This is a genomic window from Cellulomonas fimi ATCC 484 (assembly GCF_000212695.1).
Classification (GTDB): domain Bacteria; phylum Actinomycetota; class Actinomycetes; order Actinomycetales; family Cellulomonadaceae; genus Cellulomonas; species Cellulomonas fimi.
In genome coordinates this window covers 968,875-993,243 of record NC_015514.1, presented here as the reverse complement: position 1 = coordinate 993,243, position 24,369 = coordinate 968,875, and the positions used below count along the sequence as shown (strand labels likewise).

The 24,369-nt window shown below is 72.7% G+C and carries 20 protein-coding genes and 1 pseudogene; 6 read left to right on the top strand and 15 right to left on the bottom strand.

The window, feature by feature from the left end:
* Nucleotides 1-66 precede the first annotated feature (66 nt).
* The 4 genes from CELF_RS04540 to CELF_RS04525 are packed head-to-tail and all read left to right on the top strand — an operon-like array spanning nucleotide 67 to nucleotide 4,047.
* Complete coding sequence (locus CELF_RS04540) at nucleotides 67-1,038, top strand: carbohydrate ABC transporter permease (RefSeq protein ID WP_013770066.1); 972 nt, start codon at nucleotides 67-69, stop codon at nucleotides 1,036-1,038.
* 16 nt (nucleotides 1,039-1,054) lie between these two features.
* Complete coding sequence (locus CELF_RS04535; RefSeq protein WP_013770065.1) at nucleotides 1,055-1,963, top strand: carbohydrate ABC transporter permease; 909 nt, start codon at nucleotides 1,055-1,057, stop codon at nucleotides 1,961-1,963.
* A gap of 3 nt (nucleotides 1,964-1,966) precedes the next feature.
* Nucleotides 1,967-3,289, top strand: coding sequence for an arabinan endo-1,5-alpha-L-arabinosidase (locus tag CELF_RS04530; RefSeq protein WP_013770064.1), 1,323 nt, complete (start codon nucleotides 1,967-1,969; stop codon nucleotides 3,287-3,289).
* 8 nt (nucleotides 3,290-3,297) lie between these two features.
* The gene (locus CELF_RS04525; RefSeq protein ID WP_145965420.1) at nucleotides 3,298-4,047 is read left to right on the top strand and encodes a YesL family protein; all 750 of its coding nucleotides are present in this window, start codon (nucleotides 3,298-3,300) and stop codon (nucleotides 4,045-4,047) included.
* Between the two features lie 12 nt (nucleotides 4,048-4,059).
* On the opposite strand, the gene CELF_RS04520 is transcribed toward CELF_RS04525, so the two are convergent.
* The 6 genes from CELF_RS04520 to CELF_RS04500 all read right to left on the bottom strand — a co-directional run bounded on the left by CELF_RS04520 (nucleotide 4,060) and on the right by CELF_RS04500 (nucleotide 9,181).
* The gene (locus CELF_RS04520) at nucleotides 4,060-5,334 is read right to left on the bottom strand and encodes a HipA domain-containing protein (protein WP_013770063.1); all 1,275 of its coding nucleotides are present in this window, start codon (nucleotides 5,332-5,334) and stop codon (nucleotides 4,060-4,062) included.
* Nucleotides 5,331-5,861, bottom strand: a complete 531-nt coding sequence (locus CELF_RS19400; protein ID WP_013770062.1) for a helix-turn-helix domain-containing protein — start codon at nucleotides 5,859-5,861, stop codon at nucleotides 5,331-5,333. Before CELF_RS19400 ends, CELF_RS04520 begins: the two co-directional genes overlap by 4 nt.
* A gap of 142 nt (nucleotides 5,862-6,003) precedes the next feature.
* Nucleotides 6,004-7,065 (bottom strand): LacI family DNA-binding transcriptional regulator, encoded by a 1,062-nt coding sequence (locus tag CELF_RS04510; protein ID WP_013770061.1) that lies wholly within the window; start codon nucleotides 7,063-7,065, stop codon nucleotides 6,004-6,006.
* A gap of 231 nt (nucleotides 7,066-7,296) precedes the next feature.
* Nucleotides 7,297-7,395: a 30S ribosomal protein bS22 gene (locus CELF_RS19900; RefSeq protein WP_003792170.1), complete on the bottom strand. Its 99-nt coding sequence runs from the start codon at nucleotides 7,393-7,395 to the stop codon at nucleotides 7,297-7,299.
* Between the two features lie 202 nt (nucleotides 7,396-7,597).
* Entirely contained in the window at nucleotides 7,598-7,819 is a 222-nt protein-coding gene (locus CELF_RS04505; RefSeq protein ID WP_013770060.1) for a helix-turn-helix domain-containing protein, read from the bottom strand.
* A 159-nt stretch (nucleotides 7,820-7,978) separates the two neighbouring features.
* The gene (locus CELF_RS04500; RefSeq protein WP_013770059.1) at nucleotides 7,979-9,181 is read right to left on the bottom strand and encodes an acetoin utilization protein AcuC; all 1,203 of its coding nucleotides are present in this window, start codon (nucleotides 9,179-9,181) and stop codon (nucleotides 7,979-7,981) included.
* A 208-nt stretch (nucleotides 9,182-9,389) separates the two neighbouring features.
* Between CELF_RS04500 and CELF_RS04495 the strand changes: the two genes are divergently transcribed.
* Both CELF_RS04495 and CELF_RS04490 read left to right on the top strand, forming a co-directional pair.
* The gene (locus tag CELF_RS04495) at nucleotides 9,390-10,766 is read left to right on the top strand and encodes a TrkH family potassium uptake protein (RefSeq protein ID WP_013770058.1); all 1,377 of its coding nucleotides are present in this window, start codon (nucleotides 9,390-9,392) and stop codon (nucleotides 10,764-10,766) included.
* Nucleotides 10,759-11,455: pseudogene (locus tag CELF_RS04490) on the top strand (potassium channel family protein). The gene CELF_RS04495 and the pseudogene CELF_RS04490 overlap by 8 nt, the downstream one beginning before the upstream one ends.
* Nucleotides 11,456-11,547: 92 nt before the next feature.
* On the opposite strand, the gene yjfF reads toward CELF_RS04490, so the two are convergent.
* The 9 genes from yjfF to CELF_RS04445 all read right to left on the bottom strand — a co-directional run bounded on the left by yjfF (nucleotide 11,548) and on the right by CELF_RS04445 (nucleotide 24,367).
* Complete coding sequence (yjfF, locus tag CELF_RS04485) at nucleotides 11,548-12,573, bottom strand: galactofuranose ABC transporter, permease protein YjfF (RefSeq protein WP_013770057.1); 1,026 nt, start codon at nucleotides 12,571-12,573, stop codon at nucleotides 11,548-11,550.
* Entirely contained in the window at nucleotides 12,573-13,610 is a 1,038-nt protein-coding gene (locus CELF_RS04480) for an ABC transporter permease (protein WP_013770056.1), read from the bottom strand. Before CELF_RS04480 ends, yjfF begins: the two co-directional genes overlap by 1 nt.
* Nucleotides 13,607-15,244, bottom strand: a complete 1,638-nt coding sequence (locus CELF_RS04475; protein ID WP_013770055.1) for a sugar ABC transporter ATP-binding protein — start codon at nucleotides 15,242-15,244, stop codon at nucleotides 13,607-13,609. The genes CELF_RS04480 and CELF_RS04475 overlap by 4 nt, the downstream gene beginning before the upstream one ends.
* Nucleotides 15,245-15,345: 101 nt before the next feature.
* On the bottom strand, nucleotides 15,346-16,353 hold the full coding sequence (locus tag CELF_RS04470; protein ID WP_013770054.1) for an ABC transporter substrate-binding protein: 1,008 nt from the start codon (nucleotides 16,351-16,353) through the stop codon (nucleotides 15,346-15,348).
* Between the two features lie 241 nt (nucleotides 16,354-16,594).
* Complete coding sequence (locus tag CELF_RS04465) at nucleotides 16,595-18,655, bottom strand: beta-galactosidase (RefSeq protein ID WP_013770053.1); 2,061 nt, start codon at nucleotides 18,653-18,655, stop codon at nucleotides 16,595-16,597.
* Complete coding sequence (locus tag CELF_RS04460; protein WP_013770052.1) at nucleotides 18,652-20,928, bottom strand: beta-galactosidase; 2,277 nt, start codon at nucleotides 20,926-20,928, stop codon at nucleotides 18,652-18,654. The genes CELF_RS04465 and CELF_RS04460 overlap by 4 nt, the downstream gene beginning before the upstream one ends.
* A gap of 107 nt (nucleotides 20,929-21,035) precedes the next feature.
* Nucleotides 21,036-21,977 (bottom strand): carbohydrate ABC transporter permease, encoded by a 942-nt coding sequence (locus CELF_RS04455; RefSeq protein WP_013770051.1) that lies wholly within the window; start codon nucleotides 21,975-21,977, stop codon nucleotides 21,036-21,038.
* Complete coding sequence (locus CELF_RS04450; protein WP_013770050.1) at nucleotides 21,974-22,924, bottom strand: carbohydrate ABC transporter permease; 951 nt, start codon at nucleotides 22,922-22,924, stop codon at nucleotides 21,974-21,976. Before CELF_RS04450 ends, CELF_RS04455 begins: the two co-directional genes overlap by 4 nt.
* A gap of 69 nt (nucleotides 22,925-22,993) precedes the next feature.
* Entirely contained in the window at nucleotides 22,994-24,367 is a 1,374-nt protein-coding gene (locus CELF_RS04445; RefSeq protein ID WP_013770049.1) for an extracellular solute-binding protein, read from the bottom strand.
* Nucleotides 24,368-24,369 lie beyond the last annotated feature (2 nt).

Below are 24,369 nucleotides of genomic sequence, written 5' to 3'. Positions count from 1 at the left end.
CCCGTCCCCGCCGCCCGGCACCCCTCCGTCGGGCGGCGGGGACACCCCGGAACGAAGGAGCCTGGGATGGCGCGCACCGCGACCGTCGACACCCCGCCGGAGGCGCCCGGCACGACCGCCGCCTCCCCCGCCCCCGTGGCGCGGTCGAAGCGCGACATCATGCGCCTGCACCGCACCGAGCACCGCTGGGCCGCGACCTTCGTCGCCGCCCCCGTCGTGGGCTACCTGCTCTTCACGCTGTACCCGATCGGGTTCGCGGTCTACGCGTCGCTGACGAGCTGGACCGGCCTCGGCCCGATGCGGTTCGTCGGCCTGGAGAACTACGTCGACCTGCTGAGCGACGAGTACTTCCACAAGGCGCTGTTCAACACGTTCTTCTACATGATCGGCATCCCGATCGGGCTGTTCCTGTCGCTGCTGCTCGCGCTCGCGCTCAACCGCAAGATCCCCGGCCGCACCGCGTTCCGCACGATCTACTACGTGCCCGTCATCTCGTCGCTCGCCGCGATCGCGATCGTCTGGCAGTTCGCCTACAACGGCGACTTCGGCCTCGTGAACCAGGTGCTCTCGTGGTTCGGGGTCCAGGGCCCGGACTGGCTGCAGAACACCGCGACCGTGAAGCCCGCGATCATCATCATGGCGATCTGGAAGGGCCTCGGGTACTCGACGCTGCTCTACCTGGCCGCGATCCAGTCGGTGCCCGCCTCGCTGCTCGAGGCTGCGGCGCTCGACGGCGCGAACGCGTTCCAGCGGTTCCGCTCGATCGTCCTGCCGATGGTGCGCCCCGTGACGTTCTTCCTCGTCGTCACCAACGTCATCGCCGGCTCCCAGATCTTCACCGAGATCAACATCATGACCCCCACGGGCGGCCCCGAGTTCAGCTCCGCGTCCGTCGTCTGGTACATCGTCCGCAAGGCGTTCAAGTACCAGCAGATGGGCTACGCGACGGCCATGTCGATCGTGCTGGGGATCCTCGTCCTCGTCATCACCCTCATCCAGTTCCGCCTGAACCGGCGCAACAGCTTCGCCATCGACTGAGGGCAGGAGACACACCATGACCCAGAACGCCACCCTGCCCCGGCTCGCCCCCGCGCAGGCACCCGCCGAGAACCGCCTGCCGTGGTCGCGCACGAAGTCGCGCCGCACGGCCGACGCGATCACCTTCGTCGTCCTCGTCCTCGGCTCGGCCGCGATGCTCGCGCCGCTGCTGTGGATGCTGTCGACGTCGCTCAAGACGAAGGCCGAGGTCTTCGCCCTGCCGCCCGTGTGGATCCCCGAGGCGCCGCAGTGGGACACCTACCTGCGGATGTGGAGCGAGGCCCCGATCCTGTCGGGCTTCATGAACAGCTTCATCGTGGCCGGCACGGTCACCGTCGTCGGCTCCGCCACGTCGGCCCTCGCCGCGTTCGCCCTGGCGAAGATGCGGCTGCCCTACAAGAACGCGGTCTTCCTGGTGCTGCTGTCGGGCCTCATGGTGCCGTACCCGACGATCATGATCCCGCAGTTCGTCATGTTCTCCCGGCTGCACTGGGTCGACACCCTGCTGCCGCTGATCGTGCCGCTGCTGTTCGGCAACATCATCATGATCTTCTTCCTGCGGCAGTACCTCGAGTCCGTGCCGAACTCGATGATCGAGGCCGCGAAGATCGACGGCGCGTCCTACCCGCAGATCTTCCGCATCATGATCCTGCCGATGATCCGGCCCGCGATCGCCGCGCAGTTCATCCTCTGGTTCATGACGATCTGGAACGACTACCTGTCGCCGATCCTCTACCTGAACACGCCCGAGCGGCAGACGCTGCAGGTGGTCATCGCCAACCTCAACGTCGAGTTCGCCACGCAGCGCGACTACCCGCTCATCATGGCGGCGTCGTTCGTCGCGCTGCTGCCGATCCTCGTCGTCTTCCTGATCTTCCAGCGGCAGATCATCGAGTCGGTCGCACTCACGGGCTCGAAGGGCTGACACGTGACGCTCCTGGAACCCGCCGCCGGACCCGACACCAGCACGTGGGGCGGCCGGCACGCGCACGACCCGACCGCGGTGCGCGACGACGACGGCACGTACTGGCTGTTCTCCACCGACGCGTTCAGCGAGGGACCCGTCCGGGCGGGCGTGCAGATCCGGCGCTCGACCGACCTCGTCACGTGGGAGTTCCACGGCTGGGCGCTGCCCGGCGTGCCCGCCGACGGAGCGGCGTGGACCGGCGCCGAGGGCCTGTGGGCCCCCGAGGTCGTGCGCGTCGGTGACGAGTGGCGCATGTACTGGTCCGCGTCGACGTTCGGGTCCCGCACGTCCGCGATCGGGCTGGCCGTCGCGCCGCACCCGTCCGGGCCGTGGGAGGACCGCGGGCTCGTCGTGACCTCCCGGCACGACGCCGACGGGCCGAACGCGATCGACGCGAACGTGGTCGTCGACGGCGACCGGCACTGGATGGTCTACGGGTCGTTCTTCGGCGGCATCCACGTGCTCGAGCTCGACCCGGCCACGGGCGGGGCGCTCGACTCCCCCGGCCCCGGGCGCCCCGCGTGGGGCCCCGGCTGGCTCGTCGCGCGCCGGCCGCGGTCCGTCGAGGGCGCGATCGAGGGGGCGTTCGTCCTGCCGCGCCCCGGCGGCGGCTGGGCGCTCGTGGTGTCCTACGACTCGCTGTTCTCGACCTACCACGTGCGGGTCGGCGTGTCCGACGCCGTGACCGGCCCCTACGTCGACCGTGCGGGCCGCGACCTGCGCGACCTCGACAGCGACCCGGCCGTCGTCGGCACCACGGTGCTCGCCGGGCACCGGTTCACCGGCGGCCGCACCTGGCTCGCCCCCGGGCACGCGTCGGTGCTCACGGACGGCGACCACCAGCTGCTCGTGCACCACGTCCGCGACGGCGACGACCCGACCCGGCACGAGGTGCAGGTCCGGCGGCTCGTGTGGACCGACGACGGCTGGCCGCTCGTCTCCCCGCAGCCGTGGGCGGGCCTCGTCGAGCCGTCCGACCCGAGCGCGTGGCCGTCCGACGTGACCGAGCTGCTCGGCACGTGGGAGGTCGTCACGTTCGACCCGGCCGGCGCCGGCGGCGTGACCGAGTCGCACGTGGTCCGGGCCGACCGGGCGGCGCTCGCCGAGGTGCGCGCGCTCGGCGAGGGCCTGTTCGTCGGCACCTGGCCGACCGACGGGGGCCCGGGCGTCCCGCTGCACGCGGTCGTCTTCCCCTCGTGGGACGCCGTGCGCGACCGGGCCGCGCTCTCCTTCGCCGCGACCGACGACTCCGGGCGCACCGCCTTCGGCACCCGGACGGCATGATGACCGTCGTGCCCGCCGACGACCGTGACGACACCGCCCGCCGCGCCCTGACCGCGCGGCCGCGGACCGAGGTCACGGACCCGGCGGGCACGACGCGCCCCGGACGCGGGCGGGCCCCGCGGGCCGACCGGACCGACGGCGAGGTCGGCGGCTGGGCCGGCCGGGTCATGAGCCTGCTGCGCGTCGCGACGCAGGTCGTGGGCGTCAACGCGCTCGTCCTGCTCGGCACGCTCGCCGGCGGCGTGGTCCTCGGTCTGTTCCCCGCCCTGGGCGCAGGTGGCTCGCTGCTCGCGCGGCTGGTCGCGGGGGCGCCGTCCGAGCACCCGTGGCGCGAGTTCTGGGCGCAGTGGCGCTCGGGCTGGCGCCGGCACAACGTCCTCGGCGCGCCCGCCTGGCCCGTCGGTGCGCTCCTGTACGTCGACCTCGCGGTCTCGCGGTTCGCGCAGGGGCCGCTCGCGGCCGTCCTCACCGCGGCGGTCCTCGCGCTCGGTGCCTGGTTCGCCGTCGCCGTCGTGACCCTGGTGGCCGTCGCCCGGCGCTACGACGAGCCCGCGGGCCGCACGTGGCGCTTCGTCGCGCTCTTCCCGCTGCTCTCGCCCGGGGTGTCCCTCGCGGTGCTCGTCGTGCTCGCCGCCGTGGCCGTCTCGGTCCTCGCCCTGCCGGTCCTCGGCCCGCTCGTCGGCGTCGCCCTCCCCCTGCTGGTCACGGGCTGGCTCGTCGACCACCGCCTCGACACCCTCGACGCCCGCACCTCCTGACCCGCCGCGCGCCTAGCCCGCGACGAGCGCCAGCCGCCGTCGCGCGTCCGCCTCGGCCCGGTCGAGGACCTCGTGCTCACCGGCGTCCGCCCGCACGCCGTCGGCCGCGGCCCCGATCGCGTCGGCCAGCCGCTCCAGGATCTCCTCGCGCCGCCGACGTGCCGCACGCCGGCCCATGCCCCAGGACTCCGCCTCGTCGTCGATCGCCTGGCCCGAGACGTCCTCGAGCAGCGACTCACCACCGACGGTCAGCGACAACGCCGTCTCGACGCCGAGCGCGACCGTGGCGACGACGTCGTACGCGGGGGCGAGCCGCACCCCGAGATCGGGGTCGAGCAGCATCGACAGGTTCTTCGCGTGCTGGTCGCAGTTGCCCACCACGAGGGAGGCGACCACCTGGTCCAGCAGACGCGGCAGCTCCGTGACCGGCGCGTCCGCGTGGTCGTTGATGACGCCCGCGACGCGTCGGAGCGACGGGGTCAGCGGGTCGGCCGCCTTCTGGTACTTGGCCGTCGGCGGGACACCGAGCGCCTGCCCGAGGTCCTCCTGGTGCACCCGCCGCAGCCCGGTGCCGTCGGCCACGCGGTCGTAGCGCCTGACGAGGATCGCGGGGCGGTCCCCGACGGGCCGGAAGCTCACCTCGGCGCAGTCGATGCCTGCCTCCGCGGCCACCCGCATCCCGAAGAGCTCCGCGTGCACGACGCCTGGCCAACGCTCCCTCCCCAGGTCGTCGAGCGGCGACGGCTTCAGGATGTGGGTCGAGGGTGTGGCGTCCAGCGGCAGGCCGAAGCGCCCGTCGTCGGCGCCGACCAGGACGAGCTTGCTCTGCACTCCGCCGAGCGAGATCCGCACGCGCCCGTCGACGCCCACCCCGAACGGGGCGGTCGCGAGCTCGCGGACGGCTCTGTCGAGTCCGTCCTCGTCGAGCCAGTGCACGCCGCTCTCCACAGGAGGCCCGTCGCCGTTGCGCGTGATCGTCACGGCGCCGGCGCACTCTCGTCCCAGCACCGCGAGCAACCCTGCGGTGTCGTCACCGGCGACGTGGTAGCGGTCCGCGAGCACCGTGCGCAGCTCCCCCTCGGGGAGCAACCCGTCGAGCCACGGCCTCGCGTCGTACGCGCTGTACGGGGCCTCTCGCACGGGGAGCCGGAGGGACAGCGCGAGCCCTCCTCGCCCGAACGTGCGGAGCGCGTCGTCCGTGTACTGCAACGACGCCATGCCGAACGCCGCGGCGTCGTCAAGCACCGCGACGCGGGTGCCGCCGAGCCAGACGTCCAGGAGGCTCACCGGTGGGGCTCCGCGTCTCGGAGCGCCAGCAGGACCGCGCGGACGCTCGGGTCGACCAACGACAGCGCCTCGTCCGACTGCGCGAGGGAGCGCAACGACCGCACGAGGTTCCGCGCTCGCGGGCTCTCCTGGCCCTCGCCCGACCCGTCGGCGAGGACGTCGCGGAGGGCGGCGAAGCGGGCGGCCGCTTCCGGGTCGGACACGCGTGACAGGTCGAGACGCTGCAGGGCGCGGCGCAGCTCGTCGGAGGGCGTGGCCTTCCGGTGCACGGGTGCGAGCGGCCGGCTGCGCTCCTCGCGCACCGCGGGATGGGTCCTGGGCAGCGCGACCAGGTCCAGCCCGACGGCTCCGAGGACGGCCACCAGGCGCCGGAGCTGCGTGGTGGCTCCTGCCGTCTCGAGCTTCGACAGATACGCCTGGGTCAGCCCGAGTCGCTCCGCGAGCTCGGACTGGCTCAGTCCCAGCTCGACGCGCCGGTCGCGCAGGGACTGCGCGATGCGTGCGAGCGTCTCGTCGTCACGGTCCATCGGCGCTCCATACGGATATGCGTGTGTCACTCGGTCAGGACCCCATCATACGCATTTCCGTATGGCCGACCCAGAGGAGGCGGCTATACGGATAACGCGATGATGCGAGCATCCGGACAACGGCGCCGGAGGCGCACCGGCGTCAGCGCGCGACGGGAACCGCGACCTCGGGGGCGGCGTCGCCCAGGGTGGACTCGCGGCCGACGATCGTGAAGTCGGCGACGACGCGCTCGAACGGGCGGTCGACCTCGGGGTCGTCGATGCGGGCGAGCAGCAGGTCGACGGCGGTGCGCGCGATCTGCTCGCGGCCCGGCGACACGGTCGACAGCGTCGGCGAGGAGTAGGCCGTCTCCTCGATGTCGTCCCAGCCGATGACGGCGATCCGGCCCGGCACGTCGACCCGGCGGGCGTGCAGCGCGTGCAGCGCGCCGAGCGCGAGGGCGTCGTTGAGGCCGAACACGGCGTCGATCTCGACGCCCGAGTCGAGCAGGCGGTGCATCGTCTCGGCGCCCGTCGCGCGGTGCCACAGGCCCGCCTCGCCCACGAGCGCGGGGTCGAACGGGATGCCCGCGGCGTCGAGCGCCTCGCGGTAGCCCTGCACGCGCAGCGCGGCGGAGCCGATGGTCTCGCCCTCGTGCGCGCCGATGACGGCGATGCGGCGGCGACCCTGGTCCAGCAGGTGCTGGACCGCGGCGCGTGCGCCGTCGACGTTGCTCATGGTGACGTGGTCGGCGGGGCCGCCGAAGATCCGCTCGCCGAGGAGCACCATCGGGTACTCGACCTTGAGGGCGTCGACGTCGGCGGGACCGAGCTCGAGCGGGGAGAAGATGAGGCCGTCCGTGAGGTGCCGGCGCTGACCGGTGAGCACCTCGAGCTCGCGCTCGCGCACCGATCCGGTCTGCTCGATGAGCACCGTGACCCCGCGGGCCTCGGCGGCGCGGATCACGGAGTCCGCGAGCTCGGCGAAGTACGGCAGCGACAGCTCGGGCACCGCGAGGCCGATGAGCCCGCTGCGACCGCGGCGCAGGTTCCGCGCCGTGATGTTCACCTGGTAGCCGAGGTCGGCGATGGCCGCCTCGACCTTCTCCTTGGTGGCGGGCCGGATGTACTGGTAGCCGTTGAGGACGTTGGAGACGGTCTTGATCGACACGCCCGCCCGCGCCGCGACCTCGTGCATCGTCACCGCACCGGTGCGCCTGCTCATGCCTGCCTCCCGAGCCCCGTCGTCACTGACCGCCCCCGGACACCGATGGTGGCAGAGCGACGCGCGCAGTCCCCTGCGACACCTGCGCACTCGGCATCGTACATCGTTGTACGAACGCCAGGGGCCAGGTCAGGAGACACGTCGGGCCCGGCAGCTGCCGGGCCCGAGGATGTCCGGCCGCCTGGCCGGGGCGCACCGGCCGTCGTCACGGGGACGGCGACCGGTGACAGGTCACTTCTTGTTGCGACGCTGGTGGCGCGTCTTGCGCAGCAGCTTGCGGTGCTTCTTCTTGGCCATCCGCTTGCGGCGCTTCTTGATGACGGAGCCCATGGGTCCTCACTCGCTTCCGGTGGGGGCCCGTGCACGGGCCCTGCTAATGGTCGATCGACGCGCGGTGCCGTCCATCGGCCAACGGCCGCGAGCCCACGCACGGGAAAGTCCGAGGCCCTACCTTACGCGATCCCCGGCCCTCGCCGCGACGCGCGAGGTCAGGGCCGCAGAACCCGTCGGACGGGGCACGCGTGGCGGCAGGTCAGGACGACAGGCGGCCGCGGTCCTGCTGCTCCGGCTCCACCACGGACGTGCGCAGGTAGTGGTCGAGCGCGTCCTGCGGGACGCGGAACGAGCGGCCGACACGCACCGCGGGCAGCTCGCCCGAGTGGAGCAGCCGGTAGACCGTCATCTTCGACACGCGCATCACGTCGGCGACCTCGACGACGGTGAGGAATCGCGTGCGGCCCGGCTGGTCGCTCATCGGCGTGCTCTCTCGTTCCTGGCCCGACGACGCGACGGGCTGCGCGCTCCCCCTGGGTGCCGGACCACCCTAGTGCGGCTGGGACACGTGTGAAAGGGGAGGCACGTGGGACGTCGCCCGTCCGGCCGGTACCGCCCGAGCGGCTCGGAGCGCGGACGCTCAGTCGAGGTCCGGGTCCAGGCCCCAGGACGGGAACACCGCCGAGCGCGTCGCACGGATCGCGCGGTCGACGTCGTCGGCCGGGTCGTAGCCGGCCGACCACGGGCGCAGGCGCAGCGGCCGCCCGTCGGTCATGCGCGCCGGCCCGAGCCGGCCGTAGCGGTCGCGGACCAGCTCGCGCCAGCCCTGCGGCACGTCCGTCGACGGGTCGACCGGCCGGTGCGTCGCGACGCCCAGCAGGTGCGCCCACGACCGCGGCACCACGTCGAGCACCGCGTACCCGCCGCCGCCCAGCGCCACCCAGCGCCCGTGCGCCGCCTCGTGCGCCAGGTCGTGCAGCAGGTCCGCCGCGGCGCGCTGGCCGTCGACCGAGACCCGCAGGTGCGTGAGCGGGTCCATGAGGTGCGAGTCGCAGCCGTGCTGCGTCACCAGCACGTCGGGCGCGAACTCCCGGACCACCGCGGGGACGACCGCCTCGATCGCGCGCAGCCAGCCTGTGTCGTCCGTGCCGGCGGGCAGCGCGACGTTCACCACCGAGCCCGTCGCGCCCGGACCGCCGACCTCCTGCGCGAACCCCGTCCCCGGGAACAGCGCGGCGCCGGTCTCGTGCACCGAGACCGTCAGGACCCGCGGGTCGTCCCAGAACACCGTCTGCACCCCGTCGCCGTGGTGCGCGTCCACGTCGACGTAGGCCACCCGCTCCGCACCGGCTGCGAGCAGCGCGCGGATCGCGACCGCGGCGTCGTTGTAGACGCAGAACCCGGACGCGGCGCCCGGCATCGCGTGGTGCAGGCCGCCCGTCACGTTCACGGCGTGCTCCGCACGGCCCTCCCAGACCGCGAGCGCCGCGTCCACCGTGCCCGTCACCACGCGCGCCGCCGCCTCGTGCATCGACGGGAAGACGGGGTCGTCCGACGTGCCCAGCCCGCGCGCCGGGTCGGGGGTGCCGTGCTCCGAGGCGGCACGCACCGCCGCGACGTAGGCCGGCTCGTGCACCGTCGTGAGCAGCGCGTCCGACGCGGGCGGGGCGTCCACGAGCTCGACGCCACCCCCGTCGAGCAGGCCCAGGTCCTCGGCCAGGCGGATCGTCAGCTCGACCCGCTCCGACGTCATCGGGTGCCCGTGGCCGAAGTCGTAGGCGAGCATGTCGGTGGACCACACCACCCGTACCGGGGCGGGTGGGCGCTGCCCCCGCGACGTCATGCGGACACCGTCGCACCCGCCGCCCGCCCGTGTCGATCCGAGCCGCCGACCGCCCGCGCGCCGCGCGTCCGCCCGTGCGCACCGGCCCGCTCACAGGGCGTCGCCGGCCGGGTCGGGACCACGCCGGTGCCCCGTGTCGAGCGAGCGGCGCACGGCGTGCCAGAGTTGGCCCGTCCGGCAGGGGCCGGCGTGCGCAGACGGAGGTGTGATGGCGCGGCTTGGCCCGGGCGTGCGGTACCACGTGCGCGAGCTCGTCGACCGCGCGGCGCGGCAGTCACCGGCTCGGCTCGCGCTCGGCGTCTTCGGGACCGTCATCGCCGTCATCACGCTGCTGCTGTACGCCCCGTGGGCCACCGTGTCGGGCGAGCAGGCACCGTTCGCAGACGCGCTGTTCACCGCGACGTCGGCCACGACCGTGACCGGCCTCGTGACCGTCCCCACGGGCGAGTACTGGTCGACGTGGGGGCTCGTCGTCATCCTCGTGGCCATCAAGATCGGCGGCCTGGGCGTCATGACGCTCGCGTCGCTGCTCGGCCTGGCGGTGTCCCGCCGGCTCGGCCTCACGCAGCGCCTGCTCGTGTCGTCGGAGACCAAGTTCACCCGGCTGGGCGAGGTCGGGTCGCTGGTCAACACGGTCATCATCACGTCGACCGCGTTCGAGGTCGCGATCGCCCTCGTCCTGCTCCCCCGGTTCCACATGTACGACGAGAGCTGGGGCGAGGCGGCCTGGCACGCGATCTTCTACGGCGTCTCGTCGTTCAACAGCGCGGGGTTCGTGCCGACGCCCGAGGGGCTGTTCCCGTACGCGTCCGACTGGTGGGTGCTGATGCCGATCATCGTCGGCGTCTTCGTCGGCTCGCTCGGCTTCCCCGTCATCCTCAACGTCGCGGGGAGCCTGCGCCGCCCCGGCCGCTGGAACCTGCACTCGAAGCTGACCCTCACGACGAGCGTCGCGCTCGTCGTGTTCGGCTCCCTCATCGTCGCCGCGTTCGAGTGGACCAACCCCGACACGTTCGGCGGGCTCGGCCCGAGCGCCACCGCCCTCGCGTCGCTGTTCGCGGGGGTCATGCCCCGCTCCGGCGGGTTCACGACCTTCGACATCGCCGAGATGCACGAGGGCACCTGGCTGCTCATGGACGCGCTCATGTTCGTCGGCGGAGGGTCCGCGTCGACCGCGGGCGGCATCAAGGTGACGACGCTCGCCGTCATGCTGCTCGCGATCGTCGCCGAGGCGCGCGGCGACAAGGACGTCGAGGCCTACGGGCGGCGCATCCCGCGCGAGGCGCTGCAGGTCGCGATCGCGGTGTCGTTCATCTCCGCGACGTTCGTGCTCGTCGCGTCGTTGCTGCTGCTCGCCATCACCGGGGAGGCGCTCGACGTCATCCTCTTCGAGACCATCTCGGCGTTCGCCACGTGCGGGCTGTCCACCGGCATCACCATGGACATGCCCGACGCCGGGAAGTACGTGCTGACCGTGCTCATGTTCATCGGCCGGACCGGCACGATGACGCTTGCGGCCGCGCTCGCGCTGCGCAACCGTCGTCGCGTGATCCGGCTGCCGGAAGAGAGGCCGATCATTGGCTGACACCACGAAGGACCCGCTGCGCCCCGTCGGGCGCGGGTCGAAGAAGGACGCGGGCGTCCTCGTCATCGGGCTCGGGCGGTTCGGGTCGGCGATCGCCGCGACCCTCGACCGGCTCGGACAGGACGTCCTGGCCGTCGAGCGGGACGCCGACCTCGTCGCGCAGTGGGCCGGGCGCGTGCCGCTCGTCGAGGCGGACGCCGCCAACCCCGAGGCTCTCGAGCAGCTCGGCGCGCGACTTCCCCGTCGCCGTCGTCGGCGTCGGCTCCTACATCGAGGCGTCCGTGCTCATCGCCGGGAACCTCGTCGACATGGGCATCCCGCAGATCTGGGCCAAGGCGATCTCCGCCGAGCACGCGCGCATCCTGCAGCGCATCGGCGCGCACCACGTGATCCTCCCGGAGGCCGACGCGGGCGCCCGGGTCGCGCACCTCGTCTCGGGCAAGCTGCTCGACTACATCGAGGTCGAGGACGGGTTCACGGTCGTGAAGATGCGCCCGCCGCGCGAGACGCAGGGGTTCACGCTCGCGCAGTCGAACATCCGCGAGCGCTACGGCGTGACCGTCATCGGCGTGAAGAGCCCCGGCATCGACTTCGTCTACGCGACGCCTGAGACCCGGATCTCGCAGAACGACATCATCATCGTCTCGGGCCACGCCGAGCTCCTGGAGCGGTTCGCCGCACGCCCCTGACCGGGTCGCGCCACCCGCGTCGTGCGGGGTCGGGCAGGCCGGTGGCCCGCGACGGATCGGTCGTCGCGAGCCACCGGCGGCAGGGGTGCAGGTCAGGTGCGACGCAGCGCCAGCAGGCGCTGGAGGACGACGAAGACGAGCAGCAGCCCGCCGATGACGATCTTCGTCCACCACGACGAGAGCGTGCCCTCGAACGTGATGGCCGTCTGGATGAGGCCCAGCACGAGCACGCCGAGCACCGACCCGAGCACGAACCCCGAGCCGCCCGTCAGGAGCGTGCCGCCGATGACGACGGCCGCGATCGCGTCGAGCTCCATGCCCACTCCCGTGAGCGCGTAGCCGGACCGGGAGAAGATCGCGAACAGCAGCCCGCCGAGCCCCGCGCACGTGCCGCTGATGACGTAGACGAGCACCTTGGTGCGGGCCACGGGCAGGCCCATGAGCCGCGCGGACTGCTCCCCGCCGCCGATCGCGTACACCGTGCGGCCGAACCGCGTGTAGTGCAGCAGCACGAACGCGACCGCGACCACCGCGAGCGCGATGAGTCCGCTCGGCGTGAGCACGAGCCCGTCGTCCGAGCCCCACCGGGTCCGGGCGAGCGCGACGATCGTCGGGTCCGTGATCGGGATCGACTCGGGCGCGACGAGGTAGCACAGGCCGCGCGCGAGGAACATCGCGGCGAGCGTCGCGATGAACGGCTGTATCTCGAACACGTGGACCATCAGGCCCACGGCCAGGCCGATCAGCGTGCCCGTGAGGATCGCCGCCGGGATCGCGACCACCGCGTCCCAGCCGTTCGTCAGCATCCACGCCGCGACGATGCTCGACAGCGCGACCACCGCCCCGACCGACAGGTCGATCCCGCCCGTGAGGATGACGAACGTCATCCCGACGGCCAGGACGACGAGGAACGAGTTGTTGATGAGCAGGTTCGCGAGCACCCGCCCCGTGAGGAAGTTCTCGTAGCGGCTGCCGCCGATCGCGAGCATCGCGACGAGCACGACGAGCGTGCCGAGCACCGGCAGGTACCGGTCGTCGAGCCGCCACCGACGTGGCGCCGCGAGGGCTCCTGTCGCGGCGCCGCCGCGACGCGTGCGCGTGAGCTGGTCCGTGGCCATCAGGCGGGCACCTCCACCGGGACGGGGGCCGTGCGGCGTCGTCGTGCGCGCATCCTGTGCTGCACGACCGGGGACTGCAGGAGGCAGACCGCGATGACGACGATGGCCTTGAACAGGGACACGGCGTTCGCCGGGATGCCCAGGATCGTGATGGACAGGGTGAGCGTCGTGATGACGAGCGTCCCGACCAGCGTCCCCGTGAGCGAGAACTTCCCGCCCGCGAGGGACGTGCCGCCGATGACGACCGCGAGGATCGCGTCGAGCTCGATGAACAGCCCGATGTTGTTCGCGTCCGCCGCCATGGTGTCCGCGCTGCGGATGAACCCCGCGAGGCACGCGAACAGCGCGCACACGACGTAGACGGTCCAGATGATCGTCCGTGCCCGCACGCCCGCGAGCCTGCTGGCCGACGGGTTGATGCCGACGGACTCGATGAGCACGCCGAGCGCCGTGCGGCGCGTGACGAGGGCCGTGCCCGCGAACACGACGCCCGCGATGATCGCCGCGACCGGCAGCGACAGCCAGTAGCCCGACGCGAGCGTCTTGTACGGCTGGCTCGTGACGGTCGTGATGTTGCCGCCGGTGATGAGCATCGCGATGCCGCGGCCGGCGGTCATGAGCACGAGCGTCGCGATGATCGGCTGGATCCCCACCACGGCGACGAGGAACCCGTTGAACAGGCCGATGACCAGCGCGATGACCAGCGCGGTGCCGATCGCGGCGGCCACGGTGGCGAGCGATCCCGGGTTCGGCGACGCCGCGATCTGCGTGAGCGCGACCGCCCCCGCGATCGCCATGACCGCACCGACCGACAGGTCGATGCCGCGCGTCGCGATGACGAGCGTCATGCCCAGCGCCACGAGCAGCAGGACGCTGCTGCGCCGCAGGATGTCGACCGGCCCGCCGAACAGGTGCCCGTCGCGCACCGCGATCTCGAGGAACGACGGCGACTTGAGCGTGCTCGCCACGACGAGCACGACCAGCGCGACGACCGGCCAGAACAACCGGTGCCGCACCACGGACTGCACGGCGCTCATGCGCGGTCCCCCTTCGTGAGCAGGTCGACGTCCTCGGTCGTGACGGCCGCGGGCGGGGCGCCGGTGCCCTCACCCGTGCTGCCCGCGCTCGCGATGAGGTGCACGACGTCGTCGGTCGTCACGTCGTCGGTGTTGACGAGCTCGGCGACCTTGCGGCGGTCCCGCAGCACCGCGATCCGGTGCGAGAGGCGCAGCACCTCCTCGAGCTCGGCGGAGATGAACACGACCGCCATGCCCTGCGACGCGAGGTCCGCGACGAGCCGCTGGATCTCGGCCTTGGCACCCACGTCGATGCCGCGCGTCGGCTCGTCGAGCAGGAGCAGCCGCGGCTGCGTCGCGAGCCACCGTGCGAGCAGCACCTTCTGCTGGTTGCCGCCCGACAGGTTGCCCGCGAGCGCGTCCGGGTTCGCGGGGCGGATCCCGAGCGCCTCGACGTACCGGTCGACCACCTCGTCGGCCTTGCGTCGCGGCACGCGGCGCACCCACCCGCGCTGCGCCTGCAGGCCGAGGACGATGTTCTCGCGCACCGTGAGGTCCGCGACGATCCCCTCGGTCTTGCGGCTCTCGGAGGAGTAGACGATCTTGCGGGCCAGTGCCGCGCGCGGCGTGCGGAGCCGGGCCGGCCGGTCCTCGACGCGCACCTCGCCGCGGTCGGCGTGGTCCGCGCCGTACAGCAGGCGTGCCAGCTCCGTCCGGCCGGAGCCGAGCAGACCTGCGAGCCCGACGACCTCGCCCGCGTACACGTCGAGGTCGAACGGCTCGATCGAGCCCTTGCGGCCGAGGCCGATCGCCTGCAGGTAGGGCCGGGTGTCGTCGCGCGCCGCGACGACCGGCTTCGGCGACTCGTCCAGGCGCTCCAGGACCTCGAGCGAGCGGCCGATCATCTTCTGCACCAGCTCGACGCGCGGCAGGTCCGCGGTGCGGTACTCCCCCACGAGCGTCCCGTTGCGCAGGACCGTCATGCGGTCCGACAGCGCGTACACCTGGTCGAGGAAGTGCGAGACGAACAGGATCGCGACGCCGCGGTCCCGCAGGCCGCGGACCACGTCGAACAGGCGCGCGACCTCGTCCGCGTCGAGGCTCGACGTCGGCTCGTCCAGGACGAGCACGCGCGCGTCGACGACCATCGCGCGCGAGATCGCCACGAGCTGCTGCACCGCGAGCGAGTGCGACGACAGCTGCGAGCGCGGGTCGATGTCCAGGTCGAGCGTCGCCAGGTGCCGGCGGGCCTCCCGGCGGGTCGCGGGCCAGTCGACGACGCCGAACCGGCGCACCTCGTGGCCGAGCATGATGTTCTCCGCGACCGAGAGGTTCTCGCAGAGGTTGACCTCCTGGTACACGGTGCTGATGCCCGCGGCCTGCGCCTGCGCCGGCCCGGTGAACGTCACGGGCGCGCCGTCGACCTCGACCGTGCCCGCGTCGACCGCGTACACGCCCGTCAGCGCCTTGATCAGGGTGGACTTGCCGGCGCCGTTCTCGCCCATGAGCGCGTGGACCTCGCCCGGGAACAGGCGGAAGTCCACGCCGTCGAGCGCCTTGACGCCCGGGAACCCGATGGAGATCCCCGTCATCGTGACGACCGGCCGAGCCTCGGCGCGCGCCTCGGGACGGACGGTGGTCGGGGTGTCGGTCATCGTCGACCTTCTTTCCCTGCCGGTGGCCTCACGCTACCGGCGGACGGCACCCGCTCCCGGGGCACCGTGGCGGGTGTCCCGGGAGCGGGCGTGGACGTCGGTCAGTACTGCCGGTCGGGCAGCGCGGCCTTGGCCGCCTCCTGGTCGAACTCCTCGTCCTTGGTGACGATGCGCTTCTCGACCGTGCCGCCCGAGTCGAGCGTCTTGATGATCTCGGCCAGGTCGGGACCGAGCAGCGGGTTGCACTCGACGATGTACGTGATCTTGCCGTCGGCGAGGGCCTGCATGCCGTCCTTCACGCCGTCGATCGTGACGATCTTGATGTCCTCGCCCGGGACCTTGCCCGCGGCCTCGATCGCCTCGATCGCGCCCAGGCCCATGTCGTCGTTGTGCGCGTAGACGACGTCGATGTCCGGGTACGCCTGGAGGAAGCCCTCCATGACGGTCTTGCCCTCGGCTCGCGTGAAGTTGCCGGTCTGCGAGGCGATGATCTCGACGTTCGGGTTGTCCGCCGTCGCCTCCTCGAAGCCCGTCTTGCGGTCGATCGCCGGCGCGGAGCCGGTCGTGCCCTGGAGCTCGACGACCTTGATCGGCTCGGTCGCGAGCGTCTCGGAGACGTACGCCCCGATGCGGCGCCCCTCCTCGACGAAGTCGGACCCGATGAACGTCACGTACAGCGAGTCGTCCTCGGTGTCGACGGCCCGGTCCGTGAGGATGACCGGGATGTCCGCCGTCTTGGCCTCCTCCAGGACCGCGTCCCACCCGGACTCGACCACCGGCGAGAACGCGATGTAGTCGACGCCCTGGGCGATGTACGAGCGGATCGCCTGGATCTGGTTCTCCTGCTTCTGCTGCGCGTCGGAGAACTTGAGGTCGAAGCCCTCCTCCTTCGTGAGCGCGTCCTTGATGGACGTGGTGTTGGCGGTGCGCCACCCGGACTCGGCACCGACCTGGGCGAAGCCGACGCTGATGAGGTCGCCCCCGCCGTCGCCGCCGCCGGTGTCGTCGCCTCCGCTGTCGCCGTCGCCGCTGGCGCAGGCCGACAGGCCGAGCACCAGGGCGGCGAGCCCGGCCGTGATCGCGCGCTTGTGGAACGTCGTGCTGGCCATGCTTCTCCTCCTCGAGAAACCCACCTCACACACGGCCCGACCGACGCTGGCCGGACCGCGGTCGTGCACGCCCGGTCGTGCCGGGCAGGGTCGGAACGCGCCTTCCACGCGAATCGGACCCCACGGTCATGCGCGATGTTAGCGCTCACAATGGGAGGAAGGGGACAGCCGTTTGGTTGCGATCCGGTCACGGCCGTGACCCGGCCCGCCGCCCGCGAGCGGTGGGCCGGGTCACGGACGGTCAGGCGTGCTCGCGCAGGACCGCCACGCCCCGGGCCGGGACGACGACGTGGTCCGGGTGGTGCCGGCCCGTGACGAGGTCGGTCCCCGTGGCCGCGAGGGGCGCGTCCTCGTCGGTGTGGTTGATCGCGAACAGCCACGACGCGTCGCCGTCCACGCGCCGGACCACCTCGACGCCCGGGGTCGTCGGCACCACCGGCGCGACGCCCGCGGCGTCGAGGACCGTCGCCAGGAACGCCGACGTCGACGGTCCGTCGAGACGCGTCGCGACGTACCAGGCCGCGCCCGCGCCGACGTCCCGCCGGGTCACCGCCGGGTGGCCGGCCGACGGGCCGTCGGCGAACGACGCCACGACCGTCGCGTCCGGCACGGTCATGCGCTCCGACCACACCTCGCCGACCGAGCCGTCGTCGAGCGTCGTCCGGGCCCCCTCGGGCAGCGGCGCGAACTCCTCCACCCGCACGCCCAGCAGGTCCCGGAACGCCCCCGGGTACCCGCCGAGCAGCACGCGGTCGTGCGCGTCGACGACCCCCGAGAAGTACGTCACGACGACGTGCCCGCCGCGCGCCACGACCTCCTCCAGCCGCGGGCCGAGCCCGTCGGGCGCGAGGTACAGCGTCGGCACGAGCACCACGTCGTACCCGTCGAGCGGGCCGCCGCCCGCACCGAGGACGCCACCCGACGGGTCGTCGACGCCCGGCGCCGGCCCGGCGACCGACGTGGCCGGCAGGACGTCGACCGCGACCCCCGCGTCGAGCAGCGCGCGGTGCAGGCGCCGCGCCTGGTCGAGGTAGCCGACGTCGACGGTCGGGTGCGCCTCGAGCTCGGCCGCCCACCACGCCTGCGTGTCCCACAGCAGGGCGACGCGCGCACGCTCGACGACGCTCCCCCGCACCTCCGCGAGCCGGCCGAGCGTCGCGCCGAGCTCGACGACCTCGCGGAACAGCGCGGAGTCACGACCGGCGTGCGGCACCATCCCCGAGTGGTACTTCTCGGCGCCGGCACGGGACTGGCGCCACTGGAAGAACAGCGCACCGTCGGCACCACGGGCCACGTGCTGCAGCGAGTTGCGCAGCAGCTGGCCGGGGCCCTTGGCGAGGTTGCGCGGCTGCCAGTTCACCGCGCTCGTCGAGTGCTCCATGACGAGCCACGGCTGCCCGCCCGCGAGTCCCCGCGTGCGGTCGGCGCTGAACGCGAGCTCGGCCCAGCCCTGCGGGTCGGCGGCCCACAGGTAGTGGTCGTTGGACACGAGGTCGAGCAGCGGGGTCGTCGCCGCGTAGTCGAGGTCGTGGAACTCGCCCATGACCATGTAGTTCGTCGTCACCGGCAGGTGCGGGGCCACCTCGCGGAGCACCGCGGCCTCCGCGGCGAGGTGCTCGACGAACGCGTCCGAGGAGAACCGCTCGAAGTCGAGCCGCTGCCCCGGGTTGGGGATCGTCGTCGTGCGCCGCGGCGGCAGGACCTGGTCGAACGACGTGTACCGCTGGCCCCAGAACGCCGTGCCCCACGCCGCGTTGAGCGCGTCGACGTCGCCGTACCGGGCCCGCAGCCAGTCACGGAACGCCGCGGCCGACACGTCGCAGAAGCAGCGGCCGTTGTGGCACGCGAGCTCGTTCGACACGTGCCACATCCGGACCGCCGGGTGCTGCCCGTACCGCTCGGCCAGCACGCGCGCGATGCGCAGGGCGTGCGCGCGCAGCACCGGGCTGCTCGGGCACCACGTCTCGCGGCTGCCGTGCGTGTACCGCCGCCCGTCCGCGTCGACGGGGAGCATCTCCGGGTGCTGCAGGTGCAGCCAGACGGGAGGCGCCGCGCTCGGCGTGGCCAGGTCGACGCCGATGCCGTTCGCGTGCAGCAGGTCGAGCACGTCGTCCAGCCACCCGAACCGGAAGACGCCCTCCTGCGGCTCGAGCTCGCCCCACGAGAAGATGCCGACGCTCACGAGGTTGACGCCGGCCTCGCGCATGAGCGCGACGTCGTCGTCCCACACCTCGCGCGGCCACTGCTCCGGGTTGTAGTCGCCGCCGAACGCGAGGCCCTCGGTCGGCCAGCGCCCGGTCACCGGGTCACCGCCACGAGGACGTCCCACGCGCCAAGCCGGACGGTGGCGCCCGCGTCGAGCGGGTCACCCGGGCCGTCCGCCGGGGGCGGGTCCGCGGCGCGCTCGCCGCGGGGGACGACGAGCACGTCGAGCGCGACGGGCGTGACGACCTGCGCCGGCTCCCACGACCAGTTGTGCAGCACGTGGACGCGCGAGCCGTCGGGCCGCGAGGACGTGTGCACCGTGACGCTCGGCGGCAGGTCCGCCCAGCCCGCGAGCGGCTGCGGCACGAGCCACCGCGCGAGCGACCGGGCGAACGACGTCCCCGGCACGGTCCCGACGACGGTCACCCGCCCGTCGCCGTACGCCCGCGTGGTCGCCGCAGCCCACCGCCCGTGGTGCGGGTGCTGATAGACGGCGAGCACCTGGGCCCCGTCGGCGTCGCCCTCCCCCGGCCCCGCGTCCCCCCAGTTCGTCACGTCCAGGCCAGTTCGTCTGCCGGAGCTGACGACCTCGACCGGACCTGACGAGCTCGCCGGGGTGGGGTGGGAGGAGGGGGTGGGGGTGAGGGACTCGGCCCAGGCGGTCGCCGTGGCGTCGGGGGCCAGGGTCAGCGGGGAGCCCTCGGGGGCGACGACCGGGACGGGCTCGAGGAGGTTGGCGATCTCGTCGTACCAGGCGCCCGCGGCGTCGCAGAGGCCGCCCGGCTGCGGCGTCGTGCGCGGGCGCGCCTCCGTGTCGGCGTAGCCGGTGCGCGGGCCGACGACGAGGTGCCCGCCCGCCTCGGCGTACCGGCGGAGCCACGCGAGCTCGTCGTCGGACGCGGCGTAGAACCCCGCCGCGACCAGGACGGGGAGGCGGGCCGCGACGTCCGCGGGGTCCTGCGACGCGAGGTGCTGCGGGCGCACGACGCGCACCTGCAGCCCGGCGTCGAAGGCACCCCGGTAGAAGGACGCGACGATCCGGGGGTACGACAGCGGGTCGCCCGAGCCGTCGGGGGCCTGCAGCGGCGGCTGCCCCGCGAGCGCCCACCGGCTCGCGCCGTGGTGCCAGACCGCGACGTCGGCATCCGGGGTCGCGTCCGCGAGCACCGCGCCGGCACGCGCGAGCTCCGCGCCGAGGCCCGCGAGCTCGCGGTACGCACGGCCGGGGACCCCCGAGTGCGGGAGCACCCCGCCCCAGTACGTCTCGGCGCCGTAGTGCAGCGTGCGCCAGTGCCAGTACTCGACCATGCGCGCGCCGCGGGCGACCAGGGCCCACGCGGCCTGCCGCCACTGGCCCGGGTAGGCGGGCAGGTTCGTCGAGGGGCCGCCGATGGCCTGCGCGTCGGTCTCGGTGACCAGGAACGGCTCGTCGCGCGAGGACCACATGACGTCGGCGACCTGGAACAGCGCCCACGTGCCCGTCGCGGTCCACGACTGCGGCACGTCGTCGGCCGACGGGTGCGCGAGGCCGTCCTGCATCGCGTAGTAGGCGTTGCCGCTGGTCACGTCGAGCACGGCGGCGAGGTCGGCGTCCTCCAGGGCGGGCCGCTCGTAGGCGATGCACGTCGTCACCCACTGGTCGGGGCGCGCGAGCTCGCGCACGGCCCGGGCCTGCCAGTCGATCATCTCCGTCGTGAGCGACGCCTGGAACCGGCGCCACGCCAGGTCGTACTGCGGCTGCGCGTTGCCGTCGGGCGTCCACAGGTCCGCCCACGTGGACAGGCGGTGCGACCAGTAGACGAGCCCCCACTCGCGGTTGAGCGTCTCGACGTCGCCGTAGGTGTCGCGCAGGTGGTCGACGAACCGCTCGAACACGCCGCGGTTGTGCAGCAGGTGCAGGCCGGGCTCGTTGTCGACCTGGTAGCCGACGACCGCGGGGTGGTCGCGGTAGCGCTCGACGATCCGACGCAGGACGCGCTCGGCGTACCAGCGGAACACCGGGTGCGTGAAGTCGGCCTCCTGCCGCGCGCCCCAGCCCATCGGGCGCCCGGTCGCTGACTCGCCCGCGATCTCCGGGTAGCGGCGCACGAGCCACGGCGGCACGGCGTACGTCGGGGTGCCGAGGACGACGTCGATGCCGCGCTCGTGCGCGCCGTCGAGCACGGGCTCGAGCCAGTCGAGGTCGAAGACGCCGTCGGACGGCTCCCACGTCGACCAGACGGACTCCCCCACGCGGATCACGGAGAAGCCGGCGTCGGCCATGAGGTCGAGGTCGCGCTCGAGGTCGTCGGGCGTCGGGTCGGCTCCCGGCCCGTGGTACTCGTGGTAGTACGCGGCGCCGAAGCGGACGCGGTCGTGCGGGATCGGCATGAGGCCTCCTCGGCCGGATGACGGGCGGCGGTGACGAGCGGGCGGCGATGACGAGCGGGCGGCGACGCGGCGGGCGGGCCGCCGCGCCGGTGCGGAGCGCGCGCGGCTCAGCCCTTGACGGACCCGGTCGCGAGGCCGGACTGCCAGTAGCGCTGCAGGAACAGGAACGCGATCACGAGCGGGATGATCGAGATGAGCGAGCCCGTGATGACGCTGGAGAACAGCGGCCGGGACCCGGAGCCGCCCGCGGCGGTGGCCTGCCACTGCGCGAGTCCGACGGTGAGCGGGTACAGGTCGGGGCTGTTGAGGACGATGAGCGGCAGGAAGTAGTTGTTCCAGGTCGCGACGAGCGTGAACAGCAGGACGGTGACCATGCCGGGCACGAGCAGCCGCATCGCCACCTGGAAGAAGATCCGCAGCTCGCCGGCGCCGTCGACGCGGGCGGCCTCGATGAGCGTGTCGTCGACCGCGTCGGCGGCGTAGACGCGCATGAGGAACACGCCGAACGGGCTGACCAGCGACGGCAGGATCACCGCCCAGGGGGTGTTCGTCAGGTCGGCCTTCGCGAACAGCAGGTAGGTCGGGATGGCGAGCGCGGTCGTCGGGACCATGATCGAGCCGAGGATGCCGCTGAAGATCGCGTTGCCGCCCGGGAACCGGTACTTCGCGAAGGCGTACCCGGCCATCGTGGCGAGCAGCGCCGCGCCCACGGCGCTCGTCCCCGCGTACAGGATCGTGTTGCGCATCCACAGCAGGTAGACGCCGTCCTGCGTGGTGAAGACCGTCTGGATGTTCTCCCACAGCGACATCGACTGGGCGAACCACAGGCCGAACGACGAGAACAGGTCGGCGTTCGACTTGGTGGACGCCACGACGAGCCAGAACAGCGGCAGCAGGAAGTACACGAGCACCAGCAGCATGAGGACCGTGAGGAGGCGGCTGCGGCGGGGGCGGTCGCTGGAGTACGCGGCGGGACGGCGGCGCGGCGCACGCTCGGCGGGCCCGGTGGGGCGCCGGTCGGCGGGCGTGCGGACGGTCGTGGTCGTCATCGGGCACGCTCCTTGCGCTCCTTGCGCTGCGCCGACAGCTGCACCACGTACGACACCGTCATGATGACGAAGCCGAGCAGGAACGCGATCGCGGCGGCGTAGTTCAGGTCACGGTTGATGAACGAGAGGTTGTAGGCGTAGAGGTTCGGCGTGTAGTCGACGCCGATGACGTTCGGGGCGATGGTCGCGAGCAGGTTCGGCTCGTTGAAGAGCTGGAACGTGCCGATCACCGAGAAGATCAGCGTGAGCAGCAGCGCGGGGCGCACGGCCGGGATCTTGATGCTCCACGCGGTCCGGACCGGGCCGGCGCCGTCGACGGACGCCGCGTCGTAGAGCTCCGCGGGGATCGCCCGCAGCGCGGCGTAGATGATGATCATGTTGTAGCCGACGAACTCCCACGTGACGATGTTCATGATCGAGAACAGCATCCAGTCGGAGGACAGGAACGGCGGCGCGGAGGCGCCGACCTTCTCGGCGATCTGCGCGGCGGGTCCGAAGTCGGGCCCGTAGAGGTAGCCCCACATGAGCGCGGCGACGACGCCGGGCACCGCGTACGGCACGAAGATGCCGAGCCGGATGAAGCGCTGCAGGTAGAGCACGCCCGCGTCGAGCAGGAGCGCGAACAGCAGCGCCATCCCCAGCATCACGGGCACCTGCACGAGCAGGAACACGGTCATCCGGCCGACGCCGGACAGGAACGACGGGTCCGCCAGGGCGCGGGTGTAGTTCTCGAGCCCGACGAAGGCCGTGCCGCCGACGAGCCGCTCGCGGAACAGGCTCAGGTAGCCCGCGTACACCAGCGGCGTGACGAGGAACAGCACGAAGATCAGCACGAACGGTGCGACGAGCAGGTAGGCGGTCGCGTTCTGCTTGCGGCGCATGGGCGACGCGTGGCGGCGCGGCCGGGGGGCCGCGACGGCGCGGGCGGGCGTGGCGAGGTCGGTCATGGTGTCTCCCGGGGTCGGCGAGGGGCGCCGGCCCCGCGGCGTGCGGAGCGCCGCGGGGCCGGGCCGTCCTCAGTCGGCGACGGTGAAGCCCTGCTGCTCGGCGTAGGTGACGAGCTCGTCCTGCCACGCCTGCATGGCCTCGACGAGGTCGCCCTTCTCCGCGATCGCCTTGCCGACGGTCTCCTCACCGGCGGAGTAGGCGTAGTCCATGAACGGCAGCCAGCCGAAGTCGGCCTCGACCGTCGCGGAGATCTCGGCGAACAGCTTGTTGACCTCCTGGCCGCCGTAGAACTCGGCCTGCTGGTCGGCGAACGCCGGGTCCTCGAGCACCTCGGTCGTGGTCGGGAAGAGGAACTGCTCGGTCGCCATCGTCATGGCCGAGTCCTTGTCGTGGTTGATCCACAGCGCGAGCTGCGACGCCGCGATCGGGTTGTCGGTGCTCGCGAGCACCGCGTCGGACGAGCCGCCCCAGTTGGCCGAGACGTTCGCGCCCTCCTCCCACTGCGGCATCGTCGCGGCCCGCCACAGGCCGGAGGTGTTCTCCGCGGTGCCCTGCAGGAAGACGGGCCCCCACGCGGCGGAGACCCACGACGCGTACTTGCCGTTGGCCAGGCCCTGGTACCAGGCGTCCGTGAAGTCCGGGTCGGTCGACACGGCGTCGGCGGCGACGAGGTCGCCCCAGTACTGCGCGACCTGCGTGGCCTCCTCGGAGGTCAGGTCGATCGTCACGGTCTCCTCGCCGTCGAAGCCGAAAGGGCGCGCGCCCGACTGCCACAGCAGCGCGGTGAACTGGCCCATGTCGTTGCCGGGCAGGTTCGTCAGGTAGACGTTGGGGTCCTTGGCGCGCAGGTCCGTCGCGGCCTGGGCGAACGCGTCCCACGTGGTCGGCACCTCGATGCCGTGCTGCGTGAGGATGTCGTCGCGGTAGAGCAGGCCCATCGGGCCGGAGTCCTGCGGGACGCCCCACACCTTCTCGCCGTCGGTGGACCTCACCTGCTCCCAGACCCACGGCACGTAGTCGTCGCCGATGTCCTGCGGCAGGTAGGGCGTGAGGTCGAGCAGGTTGTCGCCGAGCGCGAACGACTGCAGGTGCTGGAACTCGACCTGCGCGACGTCGGGGGCTCCCTCGCCCGCCTCCAGCGCGCTGCGCAGCTTCTGGTAGTGGTCCGCGCCCTGGCCGACGTTGACGACCTCGACGTCGATCTCCGGGTACTCCGCCTCGAAGAGCGCGACCTCCTTCTCGATGTCCGGGACCCAGGTCCAGAACGTGAGCGTGGTCGGCGTCTGCATCGCCTCGTCGATGTCGGCCTGGCTGACGGGGCCGGTGGCCGTGCCCTCGTCGTCGCCCCCGCCGCCGCTGCAGGCGGTGAGCGCGAGCGCCGCCACCGCGACGCCTGCGGTGAGTCCGGCGGCCTTGCGCCGCCACGTGATCGTCCTCGACATGC